At 73.0% G+C, this 18848-nt stretch carries 21 protein-coding genes and 1 pseudogene; 11 read left to right on the top strand and 11 right to left on the bottom strand.

Annotation, left to right across the window (positions count from 1 at the left end; genetic code table 11):
• Positions 1–149 precede the first annotated feature (149 nt).
• Positions 150–767, bottom strand: coding sequence for a DUF6230 family protein (locus tag G3I42_RS08595; protein WP_164283955.1), 618 nt, complete (start codon positions 765–767; stop codon positions 150–152).
• Positions 768–1381: 614 nt separating this feature from the next.
• Positions 1382–2350, bottom strand: coding sequence for a tetratricopeptide repeat protein (locus tag G3I42_RS08600; RefSeq protein ID WP_164283956.1), 969 nt, complete (start codon positions 2348–2350; stop codon positions 1382–1384).
• A 316-nt stretch (positions 2351–2666) separates the two neighbouring features.
• On the opposite strand from G3I42_RS08600, the gene G3I42_RS08605 reads away from it, so the two are divergent.
• Together G3I42_RS08605 and G3I42_RS08610 are read left to right on the top strand one after the other, a co-directional pair.
• Complete coding sequence (locus G3I42_RS08605) at positions 2667–3347, top strand: TetR/AcrR family transcriptional regulator (protein ID WP_164283958.1); 681 nt, start codon at positions 2667–2669, stop codon at positions 3345–3347.
• A gap of 107 nt (positions 3348–3454) precedes the next feature.
• The gene (locus G3I42_RS08610) at positions 3455–4156 is read left to right on the top strand and encodes an SDR family NAD(P)-dependent oxidoreductase (protein WP_164283960.1); all 702 of its coding nucleotides are present in this window, start codon (positions 3455–3457) and stop codon (positions 4154–4156) included.
• 76 nt (positions 4157–4232) lie between these two features.
• Here the strand turns inward: G3I42_RS08610 and G3I42_RS08615 are convergent, their stop codons facing one another.
• The 3 genes from G3I42_RS08615 to G3I42_RS08625 form a co-directional block, all read right to left on the bottom strand.
• Positions 4233–4607, bottom strand: a complete 375-nt coding sequence (locus G3I42_RS08615; protein ID WP_164283962.1) for a DUF3817 domain-containing protein — start codon at positions 4605–4607, stop codon at positions 4233–4235.
• Between the two features lie 99 nt (positions 4608–4706).
• Positions 4707–5213, bottom strand: a complete 507-nt coding sequence (locus G3I42_RS08620) for a MarR family transcriptional regulator (protein WP_030995591.1) — start codon at positions 5211–5213, stop codon at positions 4707–4709.
• Between the two features lie 21 nt (positions 5214–5234).
• Positions 5235–6527: an MFS transporter gene (locus tag G3I42_RS08625; protein WP_239096337.1), complete on the bottom strand. Its 1293-nt coding sequence runs from the start codon at positions 6525–6527 to the stop codon at positions 5235–5237.
• A 74-nt stretch (positions 6528–6601) separates the two neighbouring features.
• Here G3I42_RS08625 and G3I42_RS08630 point away from each other — a divergent pair, with 74 nt between their 5' ends.
• Positions 6602–7585 carry a DUF5937 family protein gene (locus G3I42_RS08630; protein ID WP_164283964.1) on the top strand — a complete coding sequence of 328 codons (984 nt, stop codon included), beginning with the start codon at positions 6602–6604 and terminating at the stop codon, positions 7583–7585.
• Between the two features lie 148 nt (positions 7586–7733).
• Here G3I42_RS08630 and G3I42_RS08635 read toward each other — a convergent pair whose 3' ends face one another.
• A complete protein-coding gene (locus tag G3I42_RS08635) occupies positions 7734–8036 on the bottom strand; it encodes an MTH1187 family thiamine-binding protein (protein ID WP_164283966.1) in 303 nt (100 codons plus the stop codon).
• A complete protein-coding gene (locus G3I42_RS08640; protein ID WP_164283968.1) occupies positions 8033–8377 on the bottom strand; it encodes a DUF3817 domain-containing protein in 345 nt (114 codons plus the stop codon). Before G3I42_RS08640 ends, G3I42_RS08635 begins: the two co-directional genes overlap by 4 nt.
• Before the next feature lie 262 nt (positions 8378–8639).
• On the opposite strand from G3I42_RS08640, the gene G3I42_RS08645 reads away from it, so the two are divergent.
• Entirely contained in the window at positions 8640–9278 is a 639-nt protein-coding gene (locus tag G3I42_RS08645) for an AIM24 family protein (RefSeq protein WP_164283970.1), read from the top strand.
• On the top strand, positions 9278–9928 hold the full coding sequence (locus tag G3I42_RS08650; protein ID WP_164283972.1) for an AIM24 family protein: 651 nt from the start codon (positions 9278–9280) through the stop codon (positions 9926–9928). Before G3I42_RS08645 ends, G3I42_RS08650 begins: the two co-directional genes overlap by 1 nt.
• Positions 9929–9963: 35 nt before the next feature.
• On the opposite strand, the gene G3I42_RS08655 is transcribed toward G3I42_RS08650, so the two are convergent.
• Positions 9964–11190, bottom strand: coding sequence for an RNA-guided endonuclease TnpB family protein (locus G3I42_RS08655; RefSeq protein WP_164283974.1), 1227 nt, complete (start codon positions 11188–11190; stop codon positions 9964–9966).
• A 28-nt stretch (positions 11191–11218) separates the two neighbouring features.
• Between G3I42_RS08655 and G3I42_RS08660 the strand changes: the two genes are divergently transcribed.
• From G3I42_RS08660 to G3I42_RS08670, 3 genes are all read left to right on the top strand, one after another.
• Positions 11219–11380 carry an Arc family DNA-binding protein gene (locus G3I42_RS08660; protein WP_164283976.1) on the top strand — a complete coding sequence of 54 codons (162 nt, stop codon included), beginning with the start codon at positions 11219–11221 and terminating at the stop codon, positions 11378–11380.
• An 84-nt stretch (positions 11381–11464) separates the two neighbouring features.
• Entirely contained in the window at positions 11465–12280 is an 816-nt protein-coding gene (locus tag G3I42_RS08665) for an AIM24 family protein (RefSeq protein ID WP_164283978.1), read from the top strand.
• A 199-nt stretch (positions 12281–12479) separates the two neighbouring features.
• Complete coding sequence (locus tag G3I42_RS08670; RefSeq protein ID WP_164283981.1) at positions 12480–12968, top strand: MarR family transcriptional regulator; 489 nt, start codon at positions 12480–12482, stop codon at positions 12966–12968.
• A 59-nt stretch (positions 12969–13027) separates the two neighbouring features.
• On the opposite strand, the gene G3I42_RS08675 is transcribed toward G3I42_RS08670, so the two are convergent.
• The gene (locus G3I42_RS08675) at positions 13028–14509 is read right to left on the bottom strand and encodes a HAMP domain-containing sensor histidine kinase (protein WP_164283983.1); all 1482 of its coding nucleotides are present in this window, start codon (positions 14507–14509) and stop codon (positions 13028–13030) included.
• The gene (locus G3I42_RS08680) at positions 14506–15165 is read right to left on the bottom strand and encodes a response regulator transcription factor (RefSeq protein ID WP_164283985.1); all 660 of its coding nucleotides are present in this window, start codon (positions 15163–15165) and stop codon (positions 14506–14508) included. The genes G3I42_RS08675 and G3I42_RS08680 overlap by 4 nt, the downstream gene beginning before the upstream one ends.
• Before the next feature lie 117 nt (positions 15166–15282).
• On the opposite strand from G3I42_RS08680, the gene G3I42_RS08685 reads away from it, so the two are divergent.
• Positions 15283–16020 (top strand): PepSY domain-containing protein, encoded by a 738-nt coding sequence (locus G3I42_RS08685; protein WP_239096338.1) that lies wholly within the window; start codon positions 15283–15285, stop codon positions 16018–16020.
• Positions 16021–16096: 76 nt separating this feature from the next.
• A complete protein-coding gene (locus tag G3I42_RS08690; protein ID WP_164283987.1) occupies positions 16097–16447 on the top strand; it encodes a DoxX family protein in 351 nt (116 codons plus the stop codon).
• Between the two features lie 72 nt (positions 16448–16519).
• On the opposite strand, the gene G3I42_RS08695 is transcribed toward G3I42_RS08690, so the two are convergent.
• Positions 16520–17731: an acetyl-CoA C-acetyltransferase gene (locus G3I42_RS08695; RefSeq protein WP_164283989.1), complete on the bottom strand. Its 1212-nt coding sequence runs from the start codon at positions 17729–17731 to the stop codon at positions 16520–16522.
• Between the two features lie 472 nt (positions 17732–18203).
• Here G3I42_RS08695 and G3I42_RS08700 point away from each other — a divergent pair.
• A pseudogene (locus G3I42_RS08700) lies at positions 18204–18848 on the top strand (hypothetical protein); the annotation flags it as partial.

Consider the following 18848-nt stretch of genomic DNA (forward strand, 5'->3'; position numbering starts at 1 on the left):
CGGGCGAAGGCCCGGCCCGCGGCGAAGGGGCCCGCGTGCCGTCGTCGGGCACGCGCCCCGTGGGCGGCCCGCCGGGGCCGCCCACGGTCGCGAGCGTCAGCTTTCGGGCGGACGCGGGTCCGTGCGACCCGGCGTCCAGCGGAAAGTGCTCAGTAGCACTCCTTGACACCCTTGCTGATCGCCATGTGGAGGCCGCTCAGCTTGAAGGTGCCCGCCGTGGTCGCCCACGCCGTCTGCCTGACGTTCTCGATCGTGGCCGTCTTGGCCTGCTGCGCGAAGGCACCCGGGTTGGTGTTCGGCGCGAGCTTCGGGCCGCGGGTCTTGGCGCCCGCCGCCACACCGATGTCGATGTCCCCGAACGTCGCGTCACCGGACAGATCGTCCAGGTCCACGTACAGGTTGTCGGCGTGCGCCGGGGTGCCCTTCCCACCGGCGGTGAGCCGGAGGGTCACCGTGCCGACGAGCGGTACGTTCGGCGTCACGACCGACTGGCACATGTTGGTCAGGTCGGCGCTCTTGAACGAGGAGATGGCCACCGCGTGACCGGTCTCCTTGTTCGGGCCCACGTCCAGACCGCCGTACTGCGCGAAGCCCGTGCCTTCCAGCCGGTCCGCCGAGACCTTGAACTGCTGCCCCGACACACTGAACGAGGCCGCGAGCGCGCCCTGCGCCACCGCGACCCCGATCGCCGCCGTGGCAGCGACACCCGGGACCATGACGACGGCGAAACGACGCCATCTGGTCCCGCCACGAGCGACAGATTCCATGATTTCCTCCTTCTCGGACGTACATCCCGGGCCCGTGCCGACCACCGCTGCGGCGGCGGTCGGGGGCAGGGATGGGAGAAGCGCTACGTCCTCGGGAAGAAGCGCCGGGGACTGGCCGCGCGTGGAGCGCGTCGATCTCCGGCGATCACCCCCGAGCGACAACCACTTGGCCGCGCCTTCACGCAACCCGTGGACAGGCCCCGCCGACCGGCGGAGACCCCCCTGTCCCGGCCGGCGCCCGCGAGGACTCCGGCCCGCCCGGTGGGGACCCATGAACCCCCGGGCGCCGATTGGCTGTCGGACCGGAGGCAGTGGACCGAGCGTGCCCGATCGTGGTGCATTCGGCGGTCGGGCACAAGGGGTTCGTTACTGACTAGTAACGCCGATATGACCGCACGCCATCGGCCACGGTCGCGCGCCGCACGGAAAGTCGCTTCGCACAAGGGCGCATAACGGGACATCACCACACGGCGCGCGACGGAAGGTCGGGCTCCTCTTACTACAAGTAACAGCACCCCTTCTTTACCAAGTTTTGGTAAAGAAGGGGTGCTCAGGTCGCCGTGTCGCCAAATCCACCGGGGCACGGAACGAGGGGCATATGCCCGGGTACCCGCCTAGAAGAGCACGCGCGCGAGGGCCTGACGGGCCGCCACGACGCGCGGGTCGTCCGGGCCCACGACCTCGAAGAGGTCGAGGAGGCGCAGGCGGACGGTGTCGCGCTCCTCGCCGAAGACCTGGCGGACGGTGTCGACGAGGCGCCCGAAGGCGTCCTCGACGTGGCCGCCCGCGAGGTCGAGATCGGCCGCGGCGAGCTGCGCGGAGACGTCCTTGGGACGCTCCGCCGCGTCGCCGCGGACCTGCGCGGGGTCCAGCTCGGAGACGCGGCGCAGGAGTTCGGCCTGCGCGAGCCCGAGCTTGGCCTCCGTATTGGCCGGGTCCTCGCTCAGGACGTTGCGGTACGCCTGGACGGCACCCGCGAAGTCGCCGGTGTCGAGGGCGTCCACGGCGGCCTGGAGGAGGTGGTCGTAGGGGCCCGCGGGCTCCTCCTCGGCCGGTGCCCGCTCGGCGGCGGAGGCGTCGACCTGGATGCCCGTGAGGCCGAAGCGCTCCTCACCGACCTGGATGAGCTGGTCGAGGATCTGGCGGATCTGCTCCTCGGGCGCCGCGCCCTGGAAGAGCGGGAGGGCCTGGCCCGCGACGACGGCGAAGACGGCGGGGATGCCCTGGACGCCGAACTGCTGCAAGAGCATCTGGTTCGCCTCGGCGTCGACGCGCGCGAGGACGAACCGGCCGTTGTACTCGACGGCGAGGCGTTCGAGCACGGCGCTCAGCGCCGCCGAGGGCTCGGCCCGCGGGACCTGGAAGTCGATGACGACGGGGACTTCGGTGGAGAGCTGGAGCACCTCGCGCTCGAAGCCCGCCTCGTCGACGTCGATGACGAGCCCCGAGGGCGGGACCGCTCCCGTGTCGCCCGCGCGGGCACGCTCGGCGCGGGCCTGCTCGGCCTTGGCCTTGGCCTCCTGGGCCGCCTTCACCGCGGCGAGGTCGACGACCCCGCTCATGGACATGTTCCGTGGCTGCATGTGCCCATCCTCCCCCTTCGGCCGCCACGGCGGAAAAGCCAGGTGCAGGATGCACCGGCTCTCCGCGCGCTCGCCCGGGGGCGGACCGTTCTGCGGACCGTACGAAGTCACCCGTACGGGGTGTGCGCACCACGCGGGGCGGCGGGTGCGGCACGTGTTCCCCGGGGTCCCCACCCCGGGTGCGGTTGTCGCTCGAAGCGTTCCCGCGCGGGGCGGGGAGCTTTTCGCTACGCGTCGTAGCGTAACTCCTGGAGCCGCCGGGCGCGCGGTGATCTCGTTCACACCCCGCAGTGCTACTGGCCGGTATGGTCACGCCATGCCCGCCTCCGACCTTTCTCCGTCCGGCGCGACGCCCCCAGCGACTCCCCCCTCCCCGGCGTCCTCCCCCACGCCGCCGCCCGACCGGCACCGCTCGGGGCGCCCCCGCAGCGCCGCGGCCGATGCCGCGATCCTCGCGGCGACCCGCGAGGTGCTCGTCGAGGCTGGCTGGTCGGGGCTGGCGCTCGGGGACGTCGCCGCGCGCGCGGGCGTCGCGAAGACCACGCTCTACCGGCGCTGGGCGGGCAAGAACGAACTCGTCGTGGACGCGGTCGCCGTGCTCTTCGACGAACTCGAACTCCCGGACTGCGGGAGCCTCGCGGGCGACGTCTCGGCCGTCGTGCTGCGCTTCGCGCGGCTCCTGGAGCGCCCCGAGACCCGTACGTCCCTCATGGCCGTCATCGCCGAGTCGACCCGCGACGAGGCGCTGCGCGACCGCATCCGCTCCGCCATCGTGGACCGCCAGAAGCGCCTCGTCCTGCTCGGCCGCCGCCGCGCCCAGGAGCGCGGCGAGATCCCCCGCGACCCCGACCCGGTCTCGGCGGCCCGCAACGCGGACCTCATCTTCGACGTCATCGCGGGCACGGTCGTGCACCGGGCGCTGGTGAGCGCGGAGCCGGTGGACGAGGAGTGGTCGCGGCGCCTCGCGGCCCTGCTGATCGAGGGCCTGGAGGGCTGAGCGCCCCCGTGCGGCGGCGGTCGGCCCCCGGACGTCCGGGTGGTACGGGCGTTCCTACGGTCGAAGGTGCCTGGATCAGCCCGTACGGAGGGCGCACTCTCGGGGACATGACCTCCACGATCACCCTCATCAGCGGGGCCGCTCGCGGCCTCGGGCTCGAAACCGCCCGCCGTCTGTCGGCCCTCGGCCACACCGTCCTCGTCGGCGCCCGCGACCCGGAACGGGGGCGCGCCGTCGCCGAGGAGGTCGGGGGCCGCTGGGTGGCGCTCGACGTCGCGGACTCCGCGTCCGTCGCGGCGGCGGCGAAGGACGTGGCGGCGCACGAGGGCCGCCTCGACGTCCTGATCAACAACGCGGGCGTCACGGGGCCCTTCAAGGAGCCCGCTGAGCTCACGGGCGAGGACGCGCTCGCGGTGTTCGGCGTGAACGTCCTCGGCATCGTGCGGATGACGCACGCGTTCCTGCCGCTGCTGCGCGCGTCGGCGGACCCGCGCGTGGTCAACGTGACGAGCGGGCTCGGCTCGCAGACGCTCACGCACGACGCGGAGCGCGTCGAGCACTCGGTCGTCTCGCCGCTGTACACCTCGTCCAAGGCGGCCGTGACGATGCTGACGACGCAGTACGCGCGCGGCGTCGAGGGCGTCCGCTTCAACGCGGCGGACCCCGGCTACACGGCCACCGACCTCAACCACCACACGGGCACGCAGACGGTGACGGAGGGCACGGACGCGATCGTCGCGCTGGCGACGGAGGACGCCTCCGCCGGGACGGGGCGCGCGGTGGACCGGGAGGGCCCGCTGCCGTGGTGAGGCGCTGAGGGAACGCGGACGAGGCCGGGCCCCGCGGGAAAGCGGGGACCCGGCCTCGTCCGCGTACGGACCCGCCTCAGCCCTTCTTGGCCTCCGCGCCGGCGGCGGCGCGGGCGGCGGGGACGGCCTTCGCGTCCTGCGCGGCGACCTTCGCCTCCAGCTCGGGGGTGATCCTGCGCTCGACGAAGAACGCGGCCGTGGGGATCGTGCCCGCGATCAGCACCCAGAGCTGCTTGCCGACCTTCCACTTCGCCTTGGAGCCGAGATCGAAGGCGACGACGAGGTAGACGACGTAGAGCCAGCCGTGGGCGATCGCGATGATCCGGGTCGGGCCGGTGGCACCGTCGATGTCGAGCACGTACTTGGCGATGACACCGAGGGTCAGCAGGACCAGCAGCACACCGGTGACGTACGCCATCACGCGGTAGCGGGTCAGCACGCTCTTCTTCATGGGGGGAGCCTAACCGGGCGGATCGGGCGAACGGTACGCGGGGCGGGCCCGCGGGCGAAGCCGCTGGTCAGCCCCGCCCTGGTGAGCGGGCCCGTTCCGTCAGTCCTCGAAGTCGCCGGCCGCGACGCGCAGCGGGCGCAGCAGCGCGAAGATCTCCGCGCACTCCTCGGCGTCGTAGGCGCCGAGGCCGAAGTCCATGTCCATCAGGTCCTTCGTCGCCGCCTCGACGACCTCGCGGCCCTTGGGCGTGATGGAGGCGAGGGTGCCGCGCCCGTCCTGCGGGTTGGGGCGCTTGGCGACGAGACCGGAGCGCACGAGGCGATCGACGGTGTTGGTCACCGAGGTGGGGTGGACCATGAGCCGCTCGCCGATCTTCGACATCGGCAGCTCACCCGCTTTGGAGAAGGTGAGCAGCACCAGCGCCTCGTAGCGCGCGAAGGTCAGTCCGTACGGCTTGACGACGGCGTCGACCTCGGCGAGGAGGATCTGCTGGGCCCGCATGATCGAGGTGATCGCGGGCATCGAGGGGACGTGTCCCCACCGCTGCCGCCAGGAGTCATCCGCGCGGGCGATCGGGTCGAAGGAGAGGCTGAGCGGCTTCGGCACGCCCCCGACCCTACCGGCCGGTCACATCGTGGTCAGCCCCGTCTCACTCTTCGGCCCGTCCCTGTCCGGGACACGGCGCGCGCGGCGCGCGGAGAGGGCGAGCGGCAGGCAGCAGACGGCGCCGAGGAGCCCCGCCCCCGCGACGACGAGGTGCGGGGCGAAACGTTCGGCGACGGCCCCGGCGAGCGCGGTGCCGAGCCCCTGCGCGGTCATGAGCCCGGCGGTCTGCACGGTCATCGCCCGGCCCCGCAGCGCCACCGGCACACAGTCGACGAACCAGCGGTCGAGACCGAGGGTGTACGCGGCCGAGGCACCGGTCACGAAGAGCAGGGCGAGCAGCGGTACGTAGCCGGGCCGCAGCAGGCACAGCGCCAGCGGAAGCGTGCCGAGCGCGGCGAGGGGGAGGGCGAGGCGGGCGCGGCCCCCGGGGGTGAGGAGGGTGCCGGCGAGCAACTCGCCGGTGATCATCCCGGCGGAGAGCGCGGCGAGCAGCAGTCCGAGCCCCGCGCCGTCGACGCCGAGTGAGGCGGCGTAGGGCGCGGCGAGCCCCTCGGGGACGACGGCGAAGGCCGGGGGCAGCCAGAAGAGGAGGAGCGCGAGGCGGGGCTCGCGCAGGGCGAGGACGGCGCGCACGCCGGAGAGCGAGTCACGGACGAGCCCACTGGCGGCGGTACGGGCGCGGGCGGGCCTGTGCCGCGTACCGAGGCGCAGCAGCGTGGCGGAGCCGAGGAAGGTCGCGAGCGTGACGAGGAGCGCCCCGCGCGGCGGCACGAGTACGAGGAGGAGCCCGCCGACGCCGTACCCGCCGAGCAGGGCGGTCTGCGAGACGATTCGCAGCAGCGAGCGCCCGAGCACGAAGGTGTCGCCGTCCCCGAGGATGTCGCCGAGCGTCGCCATCCGCGTGCCCGCGAAGACGGGCGCGACGAGCGCGAGCACGACGCGCAGCGCGAGCAGCCCGGCGACGGGCGTGACGGGCAGCGCCATGAGCGCCACGCAGCCCGCGCTGACGACATCGCAGCAGACGAGGACGCGCCGAGCCGGATACCGGTCGGCGAGCCCGGCGAGCAGGGTCCCGCCGACCAGGTAGGGCAGCAGGCCGAGCGCGAAGGCGAGGGCGGAGAGGAAGGGGGAGCCGGTGAGCGAGAAGACGAGGACGGTGAGCGCGATCTCGCTGACGACGGTGCCGAGGAGGGAGCAGAGGTGGGCGAGGAAGACGGCGCGGAACTCGGGGACGCGGAAAAGGGTGAGGTAGCGGGGACGGGGGCGGGGTCCGGTCGCGGGGGCGGGCGGAGGGGGAGCGGTGGGCTCGGGCATGGGGCGAGCATCGGGGGGCGGGCGCGCCGGACGTATCGTTTCGGCTCCAGCCGAATCGGGGGGTGAGGGCGAGCGTGGCGCAGCGTCTGCATCTGGGGGACCGGGACCTGTTGCGGTGCCGGTTCGCGTTCTCGCCGTTGTGGGAGACGCAGGAGGCGGTCCGTACGCTGACGCGGCCCGACCGCTTCCCGTACCACCAGGGGCGGCTCGACCGGATGCGCGCGGCGGCGGCCGGGCTCGACCTGCGGCCGCTGTGGCGGCTCATGCCGCACCGGGGCCACTCCCCCGACTTCTGGGCGCCGCCGCCGGACGGCGCGACGGCGGGGATCGGCGAGGAACTGGCCCGCGTCCGCGCGACCGATCCCGCCGCCGCGCGCAGGGACCTCGCGCGGGCGCTGCGTTCGGTACGGGGCGGCGCGGAGTCGGCGTGGGGACGGCGGCTGCTCGCGGAGCCGGAGCGGGCCGTGGCACGGTCGGCGGACCTGCTCGAAGCGGCGTGGCACGCGCTCGTGGAACCGGAGTGGCCCCGCCTGCGGGCGCTGCTCGAAGCGGACGTGGCACACCACGCGCGGCGGCTCGCGGAGGTGGGGCTCGGCGGGCTGCTGCCGGAGCTGGACACGCGGGTGCGGTGGGAGGGCAGGACGCTCACGGTGGACAAGCACGGCGACCACGAGCGGTGGCTGCGCGGCGAGGGGCTGGTCCTCATGCCGAGCGTGCACACGTGGCCGGACATCGTGACGGGCGTCGAGGAACCGTTCCAGCCGACGCTGGTCTACCCGGCCCGGGGCCTCGCCTCGCTGTGGACGGGCGTCCCCGAACGGCCGCCGGACGCGCTCGTGGGCATCCTCGGCGCGGGCCGCGCGAAGGTGCTCGCGGCGCTGGCGGTCCCCGCCACGACGAGCGCCCTCGCCGACCGCCTCGCCCTCGCCCCCTCCACGGTCTCCGCCCACCTGAAGGCCCTGCACACGGCGGGCCTCCTGCACGCGCGACGCTACGGACGGGAGGTGGTGTACCGGCGCACGGGGCTGGGGACGGCGTTGGCGGAGGGGGAGGGGTGAGGAGCGCGTTCCCCGGGGCTGACCGGGCGGACCGGCCTCGCACGTGTTCTCCCCGTCCTCGGGACAGCACGGGTCGACGCCCCGCCCCTCCGAACAGCCATCGGCCCCCTCGTGCGGACGAGGGGGCCGGTGGGTGGTGAGGCGCTGGTCAGGCGGGGTTCTCGCCCAGGATGCGGTCGATCGTCTCGACCTTGCGGGTGAGACCGTCCGTGACGCCGGGGCGGATGTCCGCCTTGAGGACGAGGGAGACGCGGGAGCTGCGGGCCTCGACGGCGGCGGTGGCGCGCTTGACGACGTCCATGACCTCGTCCCACTCGCCCTCGATGCTCGTGAACATCGCGTCGGTGCGGTGCGGCAGGCCGGATTCGCGGACGACGCGGACCGCTTCGGCCACATACGCGCCGACCTCCTCGCCGACGCCGAGCGGGGAGACGGAGAAGGCGACGATCATGCGTTCACGACCCCCTCGCGGCGGGCGCGGCCGGCGATGACCGCGTCCTCGGCCTCGCGCTTGAGCTTGCGCTCGGCGAAGAAGCCGCCGGTGGGCAGGACGGAGAGGACGAAGTAGAGGATGCCGCGCCCGGCGGACCACTTGGCGCGGTTCCAGGCGTCGATCCAGAAGATCACGTAGAGGACGAAGAGGACGCCGTGGACCATGCCCATGACGGGCACGGCGTTGAAGTCGGTGGTGCGCTTGAGGATCGAGCACACGAGCAGGAGGAGGAAGGAGACCGCCTCGGGGGCCGAGACCAGGCGGAGGCGGCGGAGGGCGGAGGCTGTCTTGATGTCCACGGCGCGGAACTTTCGGTCGGGGGGCAGGAGGAGCGGACGGTACGGGGAGTCCGTGCACGCTCTCACACGATCTTGTGAACGCGCGCACAAGCCGCCTCATTCTCGCAGCCCGCCGGGGCGGGGCGGGACGGGGGTGGGGCGGAAGGGGGGTGGCTCTGCTCACGCCCCGCGCGCCCCTGAGGTCTCTCGGGGTCGGATCTCCGGGTCGAATCAGGGTCGAAACGGCTCCCGGGGGCGCCCCGCGCCCAGTACCTTCGAAGGCGTGGCTCACCTCCGACTCCAAGGCAGCAAAGTGCTCGCCGTCCAGCTCACCGGCGACGCCGTGCGCGCCAAGAACGGCTCGATGGTCGCGTACGACGGCCGGATGAACTTCAAGAAGCTCTCCGGCGGCGGCGACGGGCTGCGCGGCATGGTCACGCGCCGGCTCACGGGGGAGCAGATGGAGGTGATGGAGGTGCGCGGCGAGGGCACGTGCTGGTTCGCGGACAAGGCGACGGAGATCAGCGTCGTGAGCCTGCGCGGCGAGACGCTGTACGTGGAGGCGAGCAACCTGCTGTGCACGGACGCCGGACTGCGGACGGGGACGACGTTCACGGGGCTGCGCGGCGCGAGCCAGGGGCAGGGGCTCTTCACGACGACGGTCGAGGGGAGCGGACAGGCCGCGCTGCTCTCGGACGGGCCCGCGATGGCGCTGCGGGTCAGCTCCGCGTACCCGCTCCAGGTCGACCCGGGAGCGTACGTGGCGCACCAGGGGCAGTTGCGCCAGCACTTCCAGTCCGGCGTCAACTTCCGCACGGTGATGGGCGAAGGGGGCGGCGAGGCGTTCCAGATCCGCTTCGAGGGCGAGGGTGTCGTGTGGGTGCAGCCGAGCGAGCGCAAGACGTTCGGGGGTGACCTCTGATGCCGTTCAGGGAGATCAACGCGAAGATGGTCGAGGCGCAGGTGCTGCCGGGGCAGCGGCTCTTCAGCCAGCGGGGCGCGATGCTCGCGTACCGGGGCGAGGTGAGCTTCACGCCGAACGTGGGCGGCGGCCAGGGCGGGGTCATGTCGATGATCGGGCGGCGGGTCGCGGGCGAGGCGACGCCGCTCATGACGGTCGAGGGCCACGGCACGGTGCTCTTCGGCCACGGCGGGCACCACGTGCAGGTCGTCAACCTGTCCGGCGACACCTTGTGCGTCGAGGCGGACCGCTTGCTCGCCTTCGACGGCTCGCTCCAGCAGGGCACGCTCTTCCTCGGCGCGCAGGGCGGCGTGATGGGGATGGTGCGCGGCCAGGTGACGGGCCAGGGACTCTTCACGACGACGCTCAAGGGGCACGGTGCCGTCGCGGTCATGGCGCACGGCGGGGTCATCGAGCTGCCGATCACGCCGGGGCGCTCCGTGCACGTCGATCCGCAGGCGTACGTGGCGCACTACGGCGAGGTACGGAACAAGCTGTCCACGGCCCTGGGCTGGCGCGACATGGTGGGCCGGGGCTCGGGCGAGGCGTTCCAGCTGGAGCTGTCGGGGCAGGGCGCGGTCTTCGTGCAGGCATCGGAGGAGAAGCTTTGACGTCCTCCCCCTCCTCAAGGAGGGGGATTCCTGGCTCAGGCTGCCTGCGGGAGCGTCGCTCCCGCAGGTCTTCCACCATCAGCACCAGCCGGGATGAGACCAGCCCGGACCAGCATCACGCGTGCGGAGTTCTTGTCCCGGGGTGAGACAGCTCCGCACGCGGTGCAGGCATAAGTTCGTTCGGAAAGGGGGAGTGCGTGCTTGGATCTCGCTCCGCACGACGCGCAGTCCATGGTGGTGTGCGCGGGGTGCACGAGGCGGATGTCCCGCCCGTGCTTGCGACCCATCTCGATCAGGGCCTTCTTGGTGGCGCCGATCGCGGCGTCGGCGGCCTTGCGGGCCATGCTGGACTTGGCGAGGAACCTCGGGCGGAAGTCCTCGATGGCGAGCGCGTCATGATCGCGGACGACGCGCTTGGCCCACTTGCGAGCGGTGTCCTGCCGCTGCCGGGCCACCTTCTTGTGCAGCTTCGCGGTCTGCGCCCCCGCCTGCCGGTATCCCTTCGATGCGGCGTGTCCACGCGCGGGCTTGCGCCGGGCCATCATCCGCTGGTAGCGGGCAAGCTTCTGCGCGGCCTTCTTCCCGTGCCGAGCGTGCGGGAGGTCGTGGGCGTCAGAGGTGGTGGTGGCGGTTTCCTTCACGCCCCAGTCCACGCCGATCACCGCGCCCGTCTCCGGGAGCCGCTGCACTTCGGTGGCGACAACGAACGAGGCGTACCAGTGGCCGAGGCTGTCCTGGTACACGCGGACCGAGGACGGTGCGGCGGGCAGGCCCCGCGACCACACCACGGTCAAGACGATGCCGCCCGCGAGATGCAGGCGGCCGTCCTTCAGGCGGAATCCCCGGGTGGTGTAGTTCAGCGTGGGCAGAGCCTCGCGTTTCTTCTTCGCCCTGGGCATGCCTGCGCGCTGCCGGACCGGAAGGCACTTCTGGATGTCCCTCAGTGCCTTCGAGCGGGACGTACCGAAGTCGCGGATGGTCTGCTGTTGCGGGACCGATGCGCCTTCACGAAGCCAGGCCAGTTTCGCGCGGGCTTCAGTCAGCATCTTGTCGAGCTGGGCCGGACCGCACGTCAGCTTGTCGTCCGGGCGCGCGCGGTTGTGGGCGTGCATCTGCCGGGACTTAGCGACGCATTCGTTCCACACCCACCGGCAGCGGTCCCACTCGGCGAGAAGCGCCCTCCGGACCGTGGACGACACACGAAGCCGGTAGGCGTACCGGGCATGCCCCGTACCCCCCATCGCTTGCTTTCGTGTCGCCATGACACCACCGTACCACTACACTTGAGGTATGGATCATGAAGAAGTACGCATCACACTCCGCCTGCCCGCCGACCTTCACGCATGGCTGGCCTCCAAAGCCAAGCGCGACCGACGGTCCCTCAACTCCGAGATTGTGCACCGGCTTGAGGTCGGGCGCGGCGACGGCCCGGGCGACCGTCAAACGCCTTGACGGGGATCGCTCTTTCCTCGTCCTGCTCCACAGGAGCCCGATCCCTCCCCGCACTGATAGCCGGGGCATCCTCGGAGGTACCCGGTGAACCCGCTCACCCCGGACGGCGCCCCCGTCCTCGACCCGCACACGTTGCCCTCGGACGACAACGTCAACGCGTACACGTTCTGCGTGGAGCTGCGGGGCTCGCAGTGGTTCCTCCAGAAGGGGAAGATGATCGCGTACTACGGGCGGATCTCCTTCGACGGGATCGGCAGCGGGCGCTTCGACCGGCTGCTGCGGACGAGTTTCCACTCGCCGTTGCACGCGAGTGACTGGGTCGTGGCGGAGGGCGAGGGGAAGATGCTCCTCGCGGACCGGGCCTTCGACGTCAACAGCTTCGACCTGGAGGACGGCAACCTCACGGTCCGCTCGGGCAACCTCCTCGCCTACGAGCCGAGCCTCGCGCTCAAGCAGTCGATCGTGCCCGGCTTCCTGACCCTGATCGGCACGGGGAAGTTCATCGCCGCGTCCAACGGCCCGGTCGTCTTCATGGAGCCGCCGCTGCGCGTCGACCCGCAGGCGCTCGTGGGCTGGGCGGACTGCCCCTCGCCGTGCCACCACTACGACCACGGCTACCTGAGCGGTTTCCTCGGCGGCGTCCGCGCCCTCACCGGGCTGGGCGGCGCCTCCGGCGAGGAGCACCAGTTCGAGTTCGTCGGGGCCGGCACTGTCCTCCTCCAGTCGAGCGAGCAGCTCATGGCGGAGAAGGACATCGGCACGGCCCCCGCGGAGCCGGGCGTGCCGGGCGGCGGGGCGCCGGGCCGCCCAGGAATGCCCGGCCACGCGCCGGGCGGGGCGCAGGGACTGCCCAGGCTGCCGGGGCAGTTCGGGGACATCCAGCAGAGGTTCGGCTTGTAGGGGGGCGCGGCGGCCTCGGTTCGTGGTCGGGGCGCGGCGGCCTCGATTGTGGCGGCGACCTCGGCTTGCGGCGGCGGGCGCGGCGGCGCGCGGGGGAACGAGGCCGCCGGGCGGGGGTGCGGGGTTAGGGTGGCGGCTCGTGGGGCAGCTCACGTCACGGGTTTCGTTCACTTTTCAACTTCTTCGGTAGAATGCCCTCATGGACACGGAGAAGACGACGAGCGAGGCCACGCCGTGGCTCAGCCAGGACGAGCAGTGCGCCTGGCGCACCCACCTGGAAGTGAACCGGCTCCTCACCCACCAGCTCGAACGCGATCTCCAGCCGTTCGGGCTCACGTTGAACGACTACGAGATCCTGGTGAACCTCTCGGAGGCCGAGGAGCACCGGGTGCGGATGAGCGATCTCGCCGCCGCGACGCTCCAGTCCAAGAGTCGCCTCTCCCACCAGATCACCCGCCTGGAGAAGGCGGGCCTCGTCCGCAGGGAGAACTGCGAGTCCGACCGCCGCGGCCTCTTCGCCGTGCTCACCGAGCCGGGCCTGACGACGATGCGCGAGGTCGCCCCGCACCACGTGGCCTCGGTGCGCCGTCACTTCATCGACCGGCTCACCCCCGAGCAGCTCACGACGCTGCACGGCTACCTCCGGCCGATCGCCGAGGGCCTGCGCGAGGTGCGCGAGGCACGCTGAGCCGGGCCGCCGCCCGTCCGCCCGCCCCGCCGCACACCGCCCGGCTCCGCCGCCCCACCTCACCCCGCCAGCGGCACCCGCAGCACGAACTCCGCTCCCCCGCCGTGCCGTTCGCCCACCACCAGCGAGCCCCCGTGGCGGTGGGCGGCGTCGCGGGCGATGGCGAGGCCGAGGCCCGCGCCGCCCTCGTCGCGTGTGCGGGCGTCGTCGAGGCGCACGAAGCGCTCGAAGACGCGCTCGCGCTCGGCTGGCGGGACCCCCGGGCCGTCGTCGGACACCGTCACGACCGCGTCGGCGCCGTCCTGGCGCAGGGTGAGGGCGATGTCGGAGCGGGCGTGGCGGCGGGCGTTGTCGAGCAGATTGCCCAGGATGCGGCCGAGTTGGGGTGCCGAGCCGCGCACCTCGTAGCCGTCCGCCCGTTCCGGTGCGATCCGGGCGCGCAGGCCGTGCTCCGCCGCCTCGCGCGCGACGAGGTCCGCGAGCCGCACCGGCCGGTCGGGGGGCCGCTCCCCCGCGTCGAGCCGGGCGAGGAGGAGCAGGTCGGCGGCGAGGTGCTGGAGCCGCACGGTGTCCTCCACCGCACCGTCCACGTCGAGCAGTTCCGGGTGTTCCGCCCCCACTTCGAGCTGGGTGCGGAGCGAGGCGATGGGGCTGCGCAGCTCGTGCGAGGCGTCGGCGACGAAGCGGCGCTGTTTGTCGACGGCGTCTTCGAGCGCGGCGAGCGTCGCGTTGGTGGTACGGGCCAGGGCGGCGATCTCGTCGTGCGTCGCGGGTTCCGGGACGCGGCGCGCGAGGTCGCGCGAGCCCGTGATGGCGTCGAGTTCGGCGCGGATGCCCTCGACGGGCCGCAGCGCGCGCCCGGTCACCGCCCAGGTGACGGCGGCGACGACGGCGAGCAGCACGGGCAGGCCGATGAGCATGACGGTGAGCGCGGTGCGCACGGCCCCGTCGGCGGCGTCGAGCGGTGCCCCCGCGAAGACGGTGAACGTCCGCGCGTCGTCGTCGCCGCCCGGGGCCTCCGCCTCGTCACCGCCCGGAGAATCCGCGCCGTCGTCCCCGTCGTCCCGGTCGTCCCCCGCGTCCCCGTCGTCCCCGCTCTCCCGCGGCTTCACCTCGATCGCCGCCCACCGGTACGTGCCCCGGTCACCGTCGATGACGGCCTCGCCGCTGCTCAGGTGGGCGTCGTCGTCGAGCGTGCCGCGCGCGGGCGCGGGCCCGGCGGACGGCGCGACGTCGCTCGTCCCCGTGCCGCTGACGGATTCCAGGTCCTCGCTGACGGCCCGTACCCGGCCCGTGCCGTCCACGATCTGGACGGGTTCGTCGTCATCGTCGGGGAGGTCGAGCGCGTCCCAGGCGGTGCCGGTCGCGAGGCGCGCGGCGACCTTGCGCGCCGCGGACTCGGCGTCGGCGCCCGCGCGGTCGATGAGGTTGGCGCGCAGCGAGAGGACGACGGCGGTGCCCGCCGCGACGAGGACGACGGCGACGACGAGCGTCGCGGCGACGGTGGCCCGGCCCCGTACGGAGCCGAAGAAGCGCCTCACGGGCGCTCCAGGAGGTACCCGGCGCCGCGCACCGTGCGGATGAGACCGGCGCCGAGCTTGCGGCGCAGCGCGCTCACGTACACCTCGACGATGTTGGGATCGCCGGAGTAGGCGAAGTCCCAGACGTGTTCGAGGATGTCGGCCTTGGAGACGACCTGCCCGGCGCGGAGCACGAGGTGTTCGAGCACCGCGTACTCCTTCGCCGTGAGCGGGATCTCCTCGCCCGCGAGGCGGACGCGGCGCGCGCCCGTGTCGAGGCGGAGCGCGCCGAGTTCGCGCACGGGCGGCGCCCCGGTGGCGCGGCGGCGCAGCAGCGCCTTGACGCGGGCGCGCAGGACGACGTACGAGAACGGCTTGGTGAGGTAGTCGTCGGCGCCCGTGTCGAGCCCTTCGGCCTCGTCGTACTCGCCGTCCTTCGCCGTGAGCATGAGGATCGGCGTGTCGTCGCCGGCGGCGCGGAGGGCGGCGCAGACGCGGTAGCCGTTCATGCCCGGGAGCATGATGTCGAGGACGATCAGGTCGTAGCCGCCCTCGGTGGCCCGGTGCAGGCCCTCGGTCCCGTCGTGCGCGACGTCCACGGCGTAGCCCTCGGCGCCGAGGCCCAGGGCGAGGGAGCGGGCGAGGCGGCGTTCGTCCTCCACGATCAGCAGGCGCATGACGCACAGCCTGCCAAATCCTCCCTGAAGCGGCCTTCAGGAAGCTTCAGGAAGCCTTCAGGCGGCGCGGGCAACAGTGAGCCAGGTCAGCAAGCCCGCTCCCGCAGGAGGTTCCTCATGCAGCGCACGATGCCGCGCAAGCCCGTACTCGCCGCCCTCGCCGCCGCCGTCGTCCTCGCGGCCGGTGGCGGAGTCGCCGCCGCGTCCCTGGGAGGCGACGACGGCACGTCCACGGCCTCCGGCACGGAGGCGACGGAGCACCAGCGGCCGGAGCACCGGCAGCCGGAGCACCAGCAGGCGGGACTCGCCCGTACCGGCACCGACGACACGGCGCGCGACGACAGCGACGACAGCGACGACCACGACAGCGATGACCGCGACGACGACGCCCGCGAGCGCGCCCACGACGCCGCCGAGCACGAGGCGGAGGCCACCGCCGCGCGGAAGCTGTCGGCGCCCGACGCCCTCGCCGCCGCGCTCGCCCGCACCCCGGGCCGCGCCGTCTCGGCCGAGATCGACGACGACCACGACGGGCGCCTCGTGTGGGAGGTCGAGATCCTCGACCGCTCCGGGACGCTCCGGCACCTCGACGTCTCGCCGTCGAGCGGGAAGGTCCTCACCGTGCGTACGGAGCGCGGCGAGGCGGACGACGTACGGACCGCGAAGGACCTCCTGAGCGGCGACGCCACGAGCGCCGCGAAGGCCGCCCGCGCCGCCGCCGCGAAGGGCACGGTCGTCTCCGTCGACCTGGAGGGGGAGGGCAACGGGTACTGGAGCGTGGAGACCGGTCCCGAGGGGGCGGAGTGGTCCGTCGCGCTCGACGGGGCGAAGGTGACGCACGAGAGCGCCGACTGAGCCGCCCCTGTCACGTTTGCCCGCGCCGTCCGGTCATCCCGGCGAAGCCACCCGCTCGCCGCCCCGGAGGCCCGTCATGGAATGGCCGCATCTCGCGCTTCTCGCTCTCGCGCTCGTCCAGCTCGTCGACGCCGTACTCAGCCTGCGCCCGGTGGACTTCGTCCGCGACTGCCTCACCGACGTCGGGCTGCCGCGGCGCTGGTGGCCGCTGCTCCCGGTGGTGAAGACGGCGTCGGCGGCCGGGCTCCTGGCCGGTATCCGCTGGCAGCCGCTCGCGGTCCTGACGTCGGCGGCGCTCGTCCTCTACTTCCTGCTCGCGATCGGCGCGCACGTCCGGGCGCGGGACTTCGGCCGCAACCTGTTCCTCAACGCGAGCGGGATGCTCGTGCTGTGCGTGGCGGTGCTGGTGATCACACTGGCCGCGTGAGCCGGGCGCGGGGACGGTGAAGGGGCGGGCCCCCCGCACGGGGTCCGCCCCTTCACCGTCCCGCCACCGGCCTCAGTTCCTCGGCACCCGCAGGACGAGCGCGTCGCCTTGCCCGCCGCCCCCGCACAGGGCCGCCGCGCCCACGCCGCCGCCTCGCCGCTTGAGCTCCAGGGCGAGGTGGAGGACGAGACGGGCGCCCGACATACCGATCGGGTGGCCGAGGGCGATGGCCCCGCCGTTGACGTTCACCTTTTCCGGGGTCAGGCCCAGGTCGGCCATCGACTGCACGGCGACGGCGGCGAACGCCTCGTTGATCTCGATGAGGTCCAGGTCGTCGACGCCGATGCCCTCCTTGGAGAGCGCGTGCTTGATCGCGTTCGACGGCTGCGACTGGAGGGAGTTGTCCGGGCCCGCGACATTGCCGTGCGCGCCGATCTCGGCGAGCCATTCGAGGCCCAGTTCCTCGGCCTTGGCACGGCTCATCACGACAACCGCGGCGGCGCCGTCGGAGATCTGCGAGGAGGTGCCCGCGGTGATCGTGCCGTCCTTGGCGAAGGCCGGGCGCAGCTTGCCGAGCGTCTCGACGGTCGTGTCGGCGCGGATGCCCTCGTCCGTGGCGACCAGGACGGGCTCGCCCTTGCGCTGCGGGATCTCGACGGGTGTGATCTCCGCCTCGAAGATCCCGTTCTTCTGCGCGGCGGCGGCGCGCTGGTGGCTCAGCGCGGCGAACTCGTCCTGCGGGGCGCGGGTGATGCCGAGGCGGGTGTTGTGCTTCTCGGTGGACTCGCCCATCGCGATGTTCTCGAAGGGGTCGGTGAGCCCGTCGTGGGCCATCGCGTCGAGCATCTCGATCGCGCCGTACTTGTGGCCCGCGCGGGAGTTCGGGAGCAGGTGCGGGGCGTTGGTCATGGACTCCTGCCCGCCGGCGACGACGATGTCGAACTCACCGGCGCGGATGAGCTGGTCGGCGAGCGCGATCGCGTCGAGCCCGGAGAGGCAGACCTTGTTGACGGTGAGCGCGGGCACGTTCATCGGGATACCGGCCTTGACGGCGGCCTGACGGGCCGGGATCTGCCCTGCCCCCGCCTGGAGCACCTGACCCATGATCACGTACTGGACCTGCTCCCCGCCGATCCCGGCCCGCTCCAGCGCCGCCTTGATCGCGAAGCCGCCGAGGTCGGCGCCCGAGAGGGTCTTGAGCGAGCCGAGGAGACGGCCCATCGGGGTGCGGGCGCCCGCGACGATCACCGACGTGGTGCCCTGGGTTCCAGCTGTTCCGGCCATGACGCACAGCCCCTATGCAGTGAGAGTGAACGAGGGTTTACCTCAATGTACTGAGCGGTGAGCGGGCGGTCACCGGCCAGGGCGTGTGACGGGCCGCACCCCGCGGCGGCTCCCCGGCGCGGGCGGAGCGGCGGGGGATCATCGGCCGGAAGCCGACGGAGGACTGACCTCCGGATAGGGGTGCCGGTAGGGTTGGCCCCCGGCTCCCGGTCGCGACCGTGGGCCCGGCCTCGCGGTCGCGTCCGCGAGGTCGCGGGCCGGGGTCCGGGTGGCGGGGCGATGTCGGGGCGGCGGTGCGCGCCGGGGCGGCTGTCTGACACCATTCCCCGGGAGACGGGAGCGCGTCCGCCGGGCGGGCACCCGTACGAAGGGAACCGGTCCGCCGGACGGGTCCCCGCAGGACCGGAGCACGTCCGAAGGGCGGGCGGGCTCGCTCGGAGTGTCACGACCAGGGGACGGATGGGACCGCGCGGTGCGGGGCTACGAACGCCAGGAGAGCCACCAAGCTGCTGACGACGACCACCTCTCACGGTTCGAAGCCGAGATGAAACGGCTGAAGACCGATCGGGAGAAGGCCGTCCAGCACGCCGACGACCTCGGCTACCAGGTCGAGGTCTTGCGCGCCAAGCTGCACGAGGCGCGGCGCGCGCTCGCGCTCCGTCCTCGGTACGAGAACGGCGACATCGCCTACCAGGCCGAGCAGATGCTGCGTACCGCGCAGATGCAGGCCGATCAACTGCGCATCGACGCCGAGCGCGAGCTGCGCGAGGCCCGCTCCCGTACCCAGCGCCTCCTCCAGGAGCACGCGGAGCAGCAGGCGCGGCTCCAGGCGGAGCTGCACCAGGAGGCGACGAGCCGGCGCCAGCAGCTCGACCAGGAGCTGGCCGAGCGCCGCGCGACCGTCGAGTCCCACGTCAACGAGAACGTCGCCTGGGCCGAGCAGTTGCGCGCCCGCAGCGAGGCGCAGGCCCGCCAGCTCGTGGACGAGGCGCGGGCCGAGTCCGAACGCGCGCTCGCCGCGGCGCGCGCGGAGGCGCAACGCGTCGTCGAGGAGACCAGGCAGCGCATCGGCGGCGAGGCGGAGAGCGCCCGCACCGAGGCGGACGGGCTGGTGCGC

The organism is Streptomyces sp. SID11385 (assembly GCF_010548245.1).
Lineage (GTDB): Bacteria > Actinomycetota > Actinomycetes > Streptomycetales > Streptomycetaceae > Streptomyces.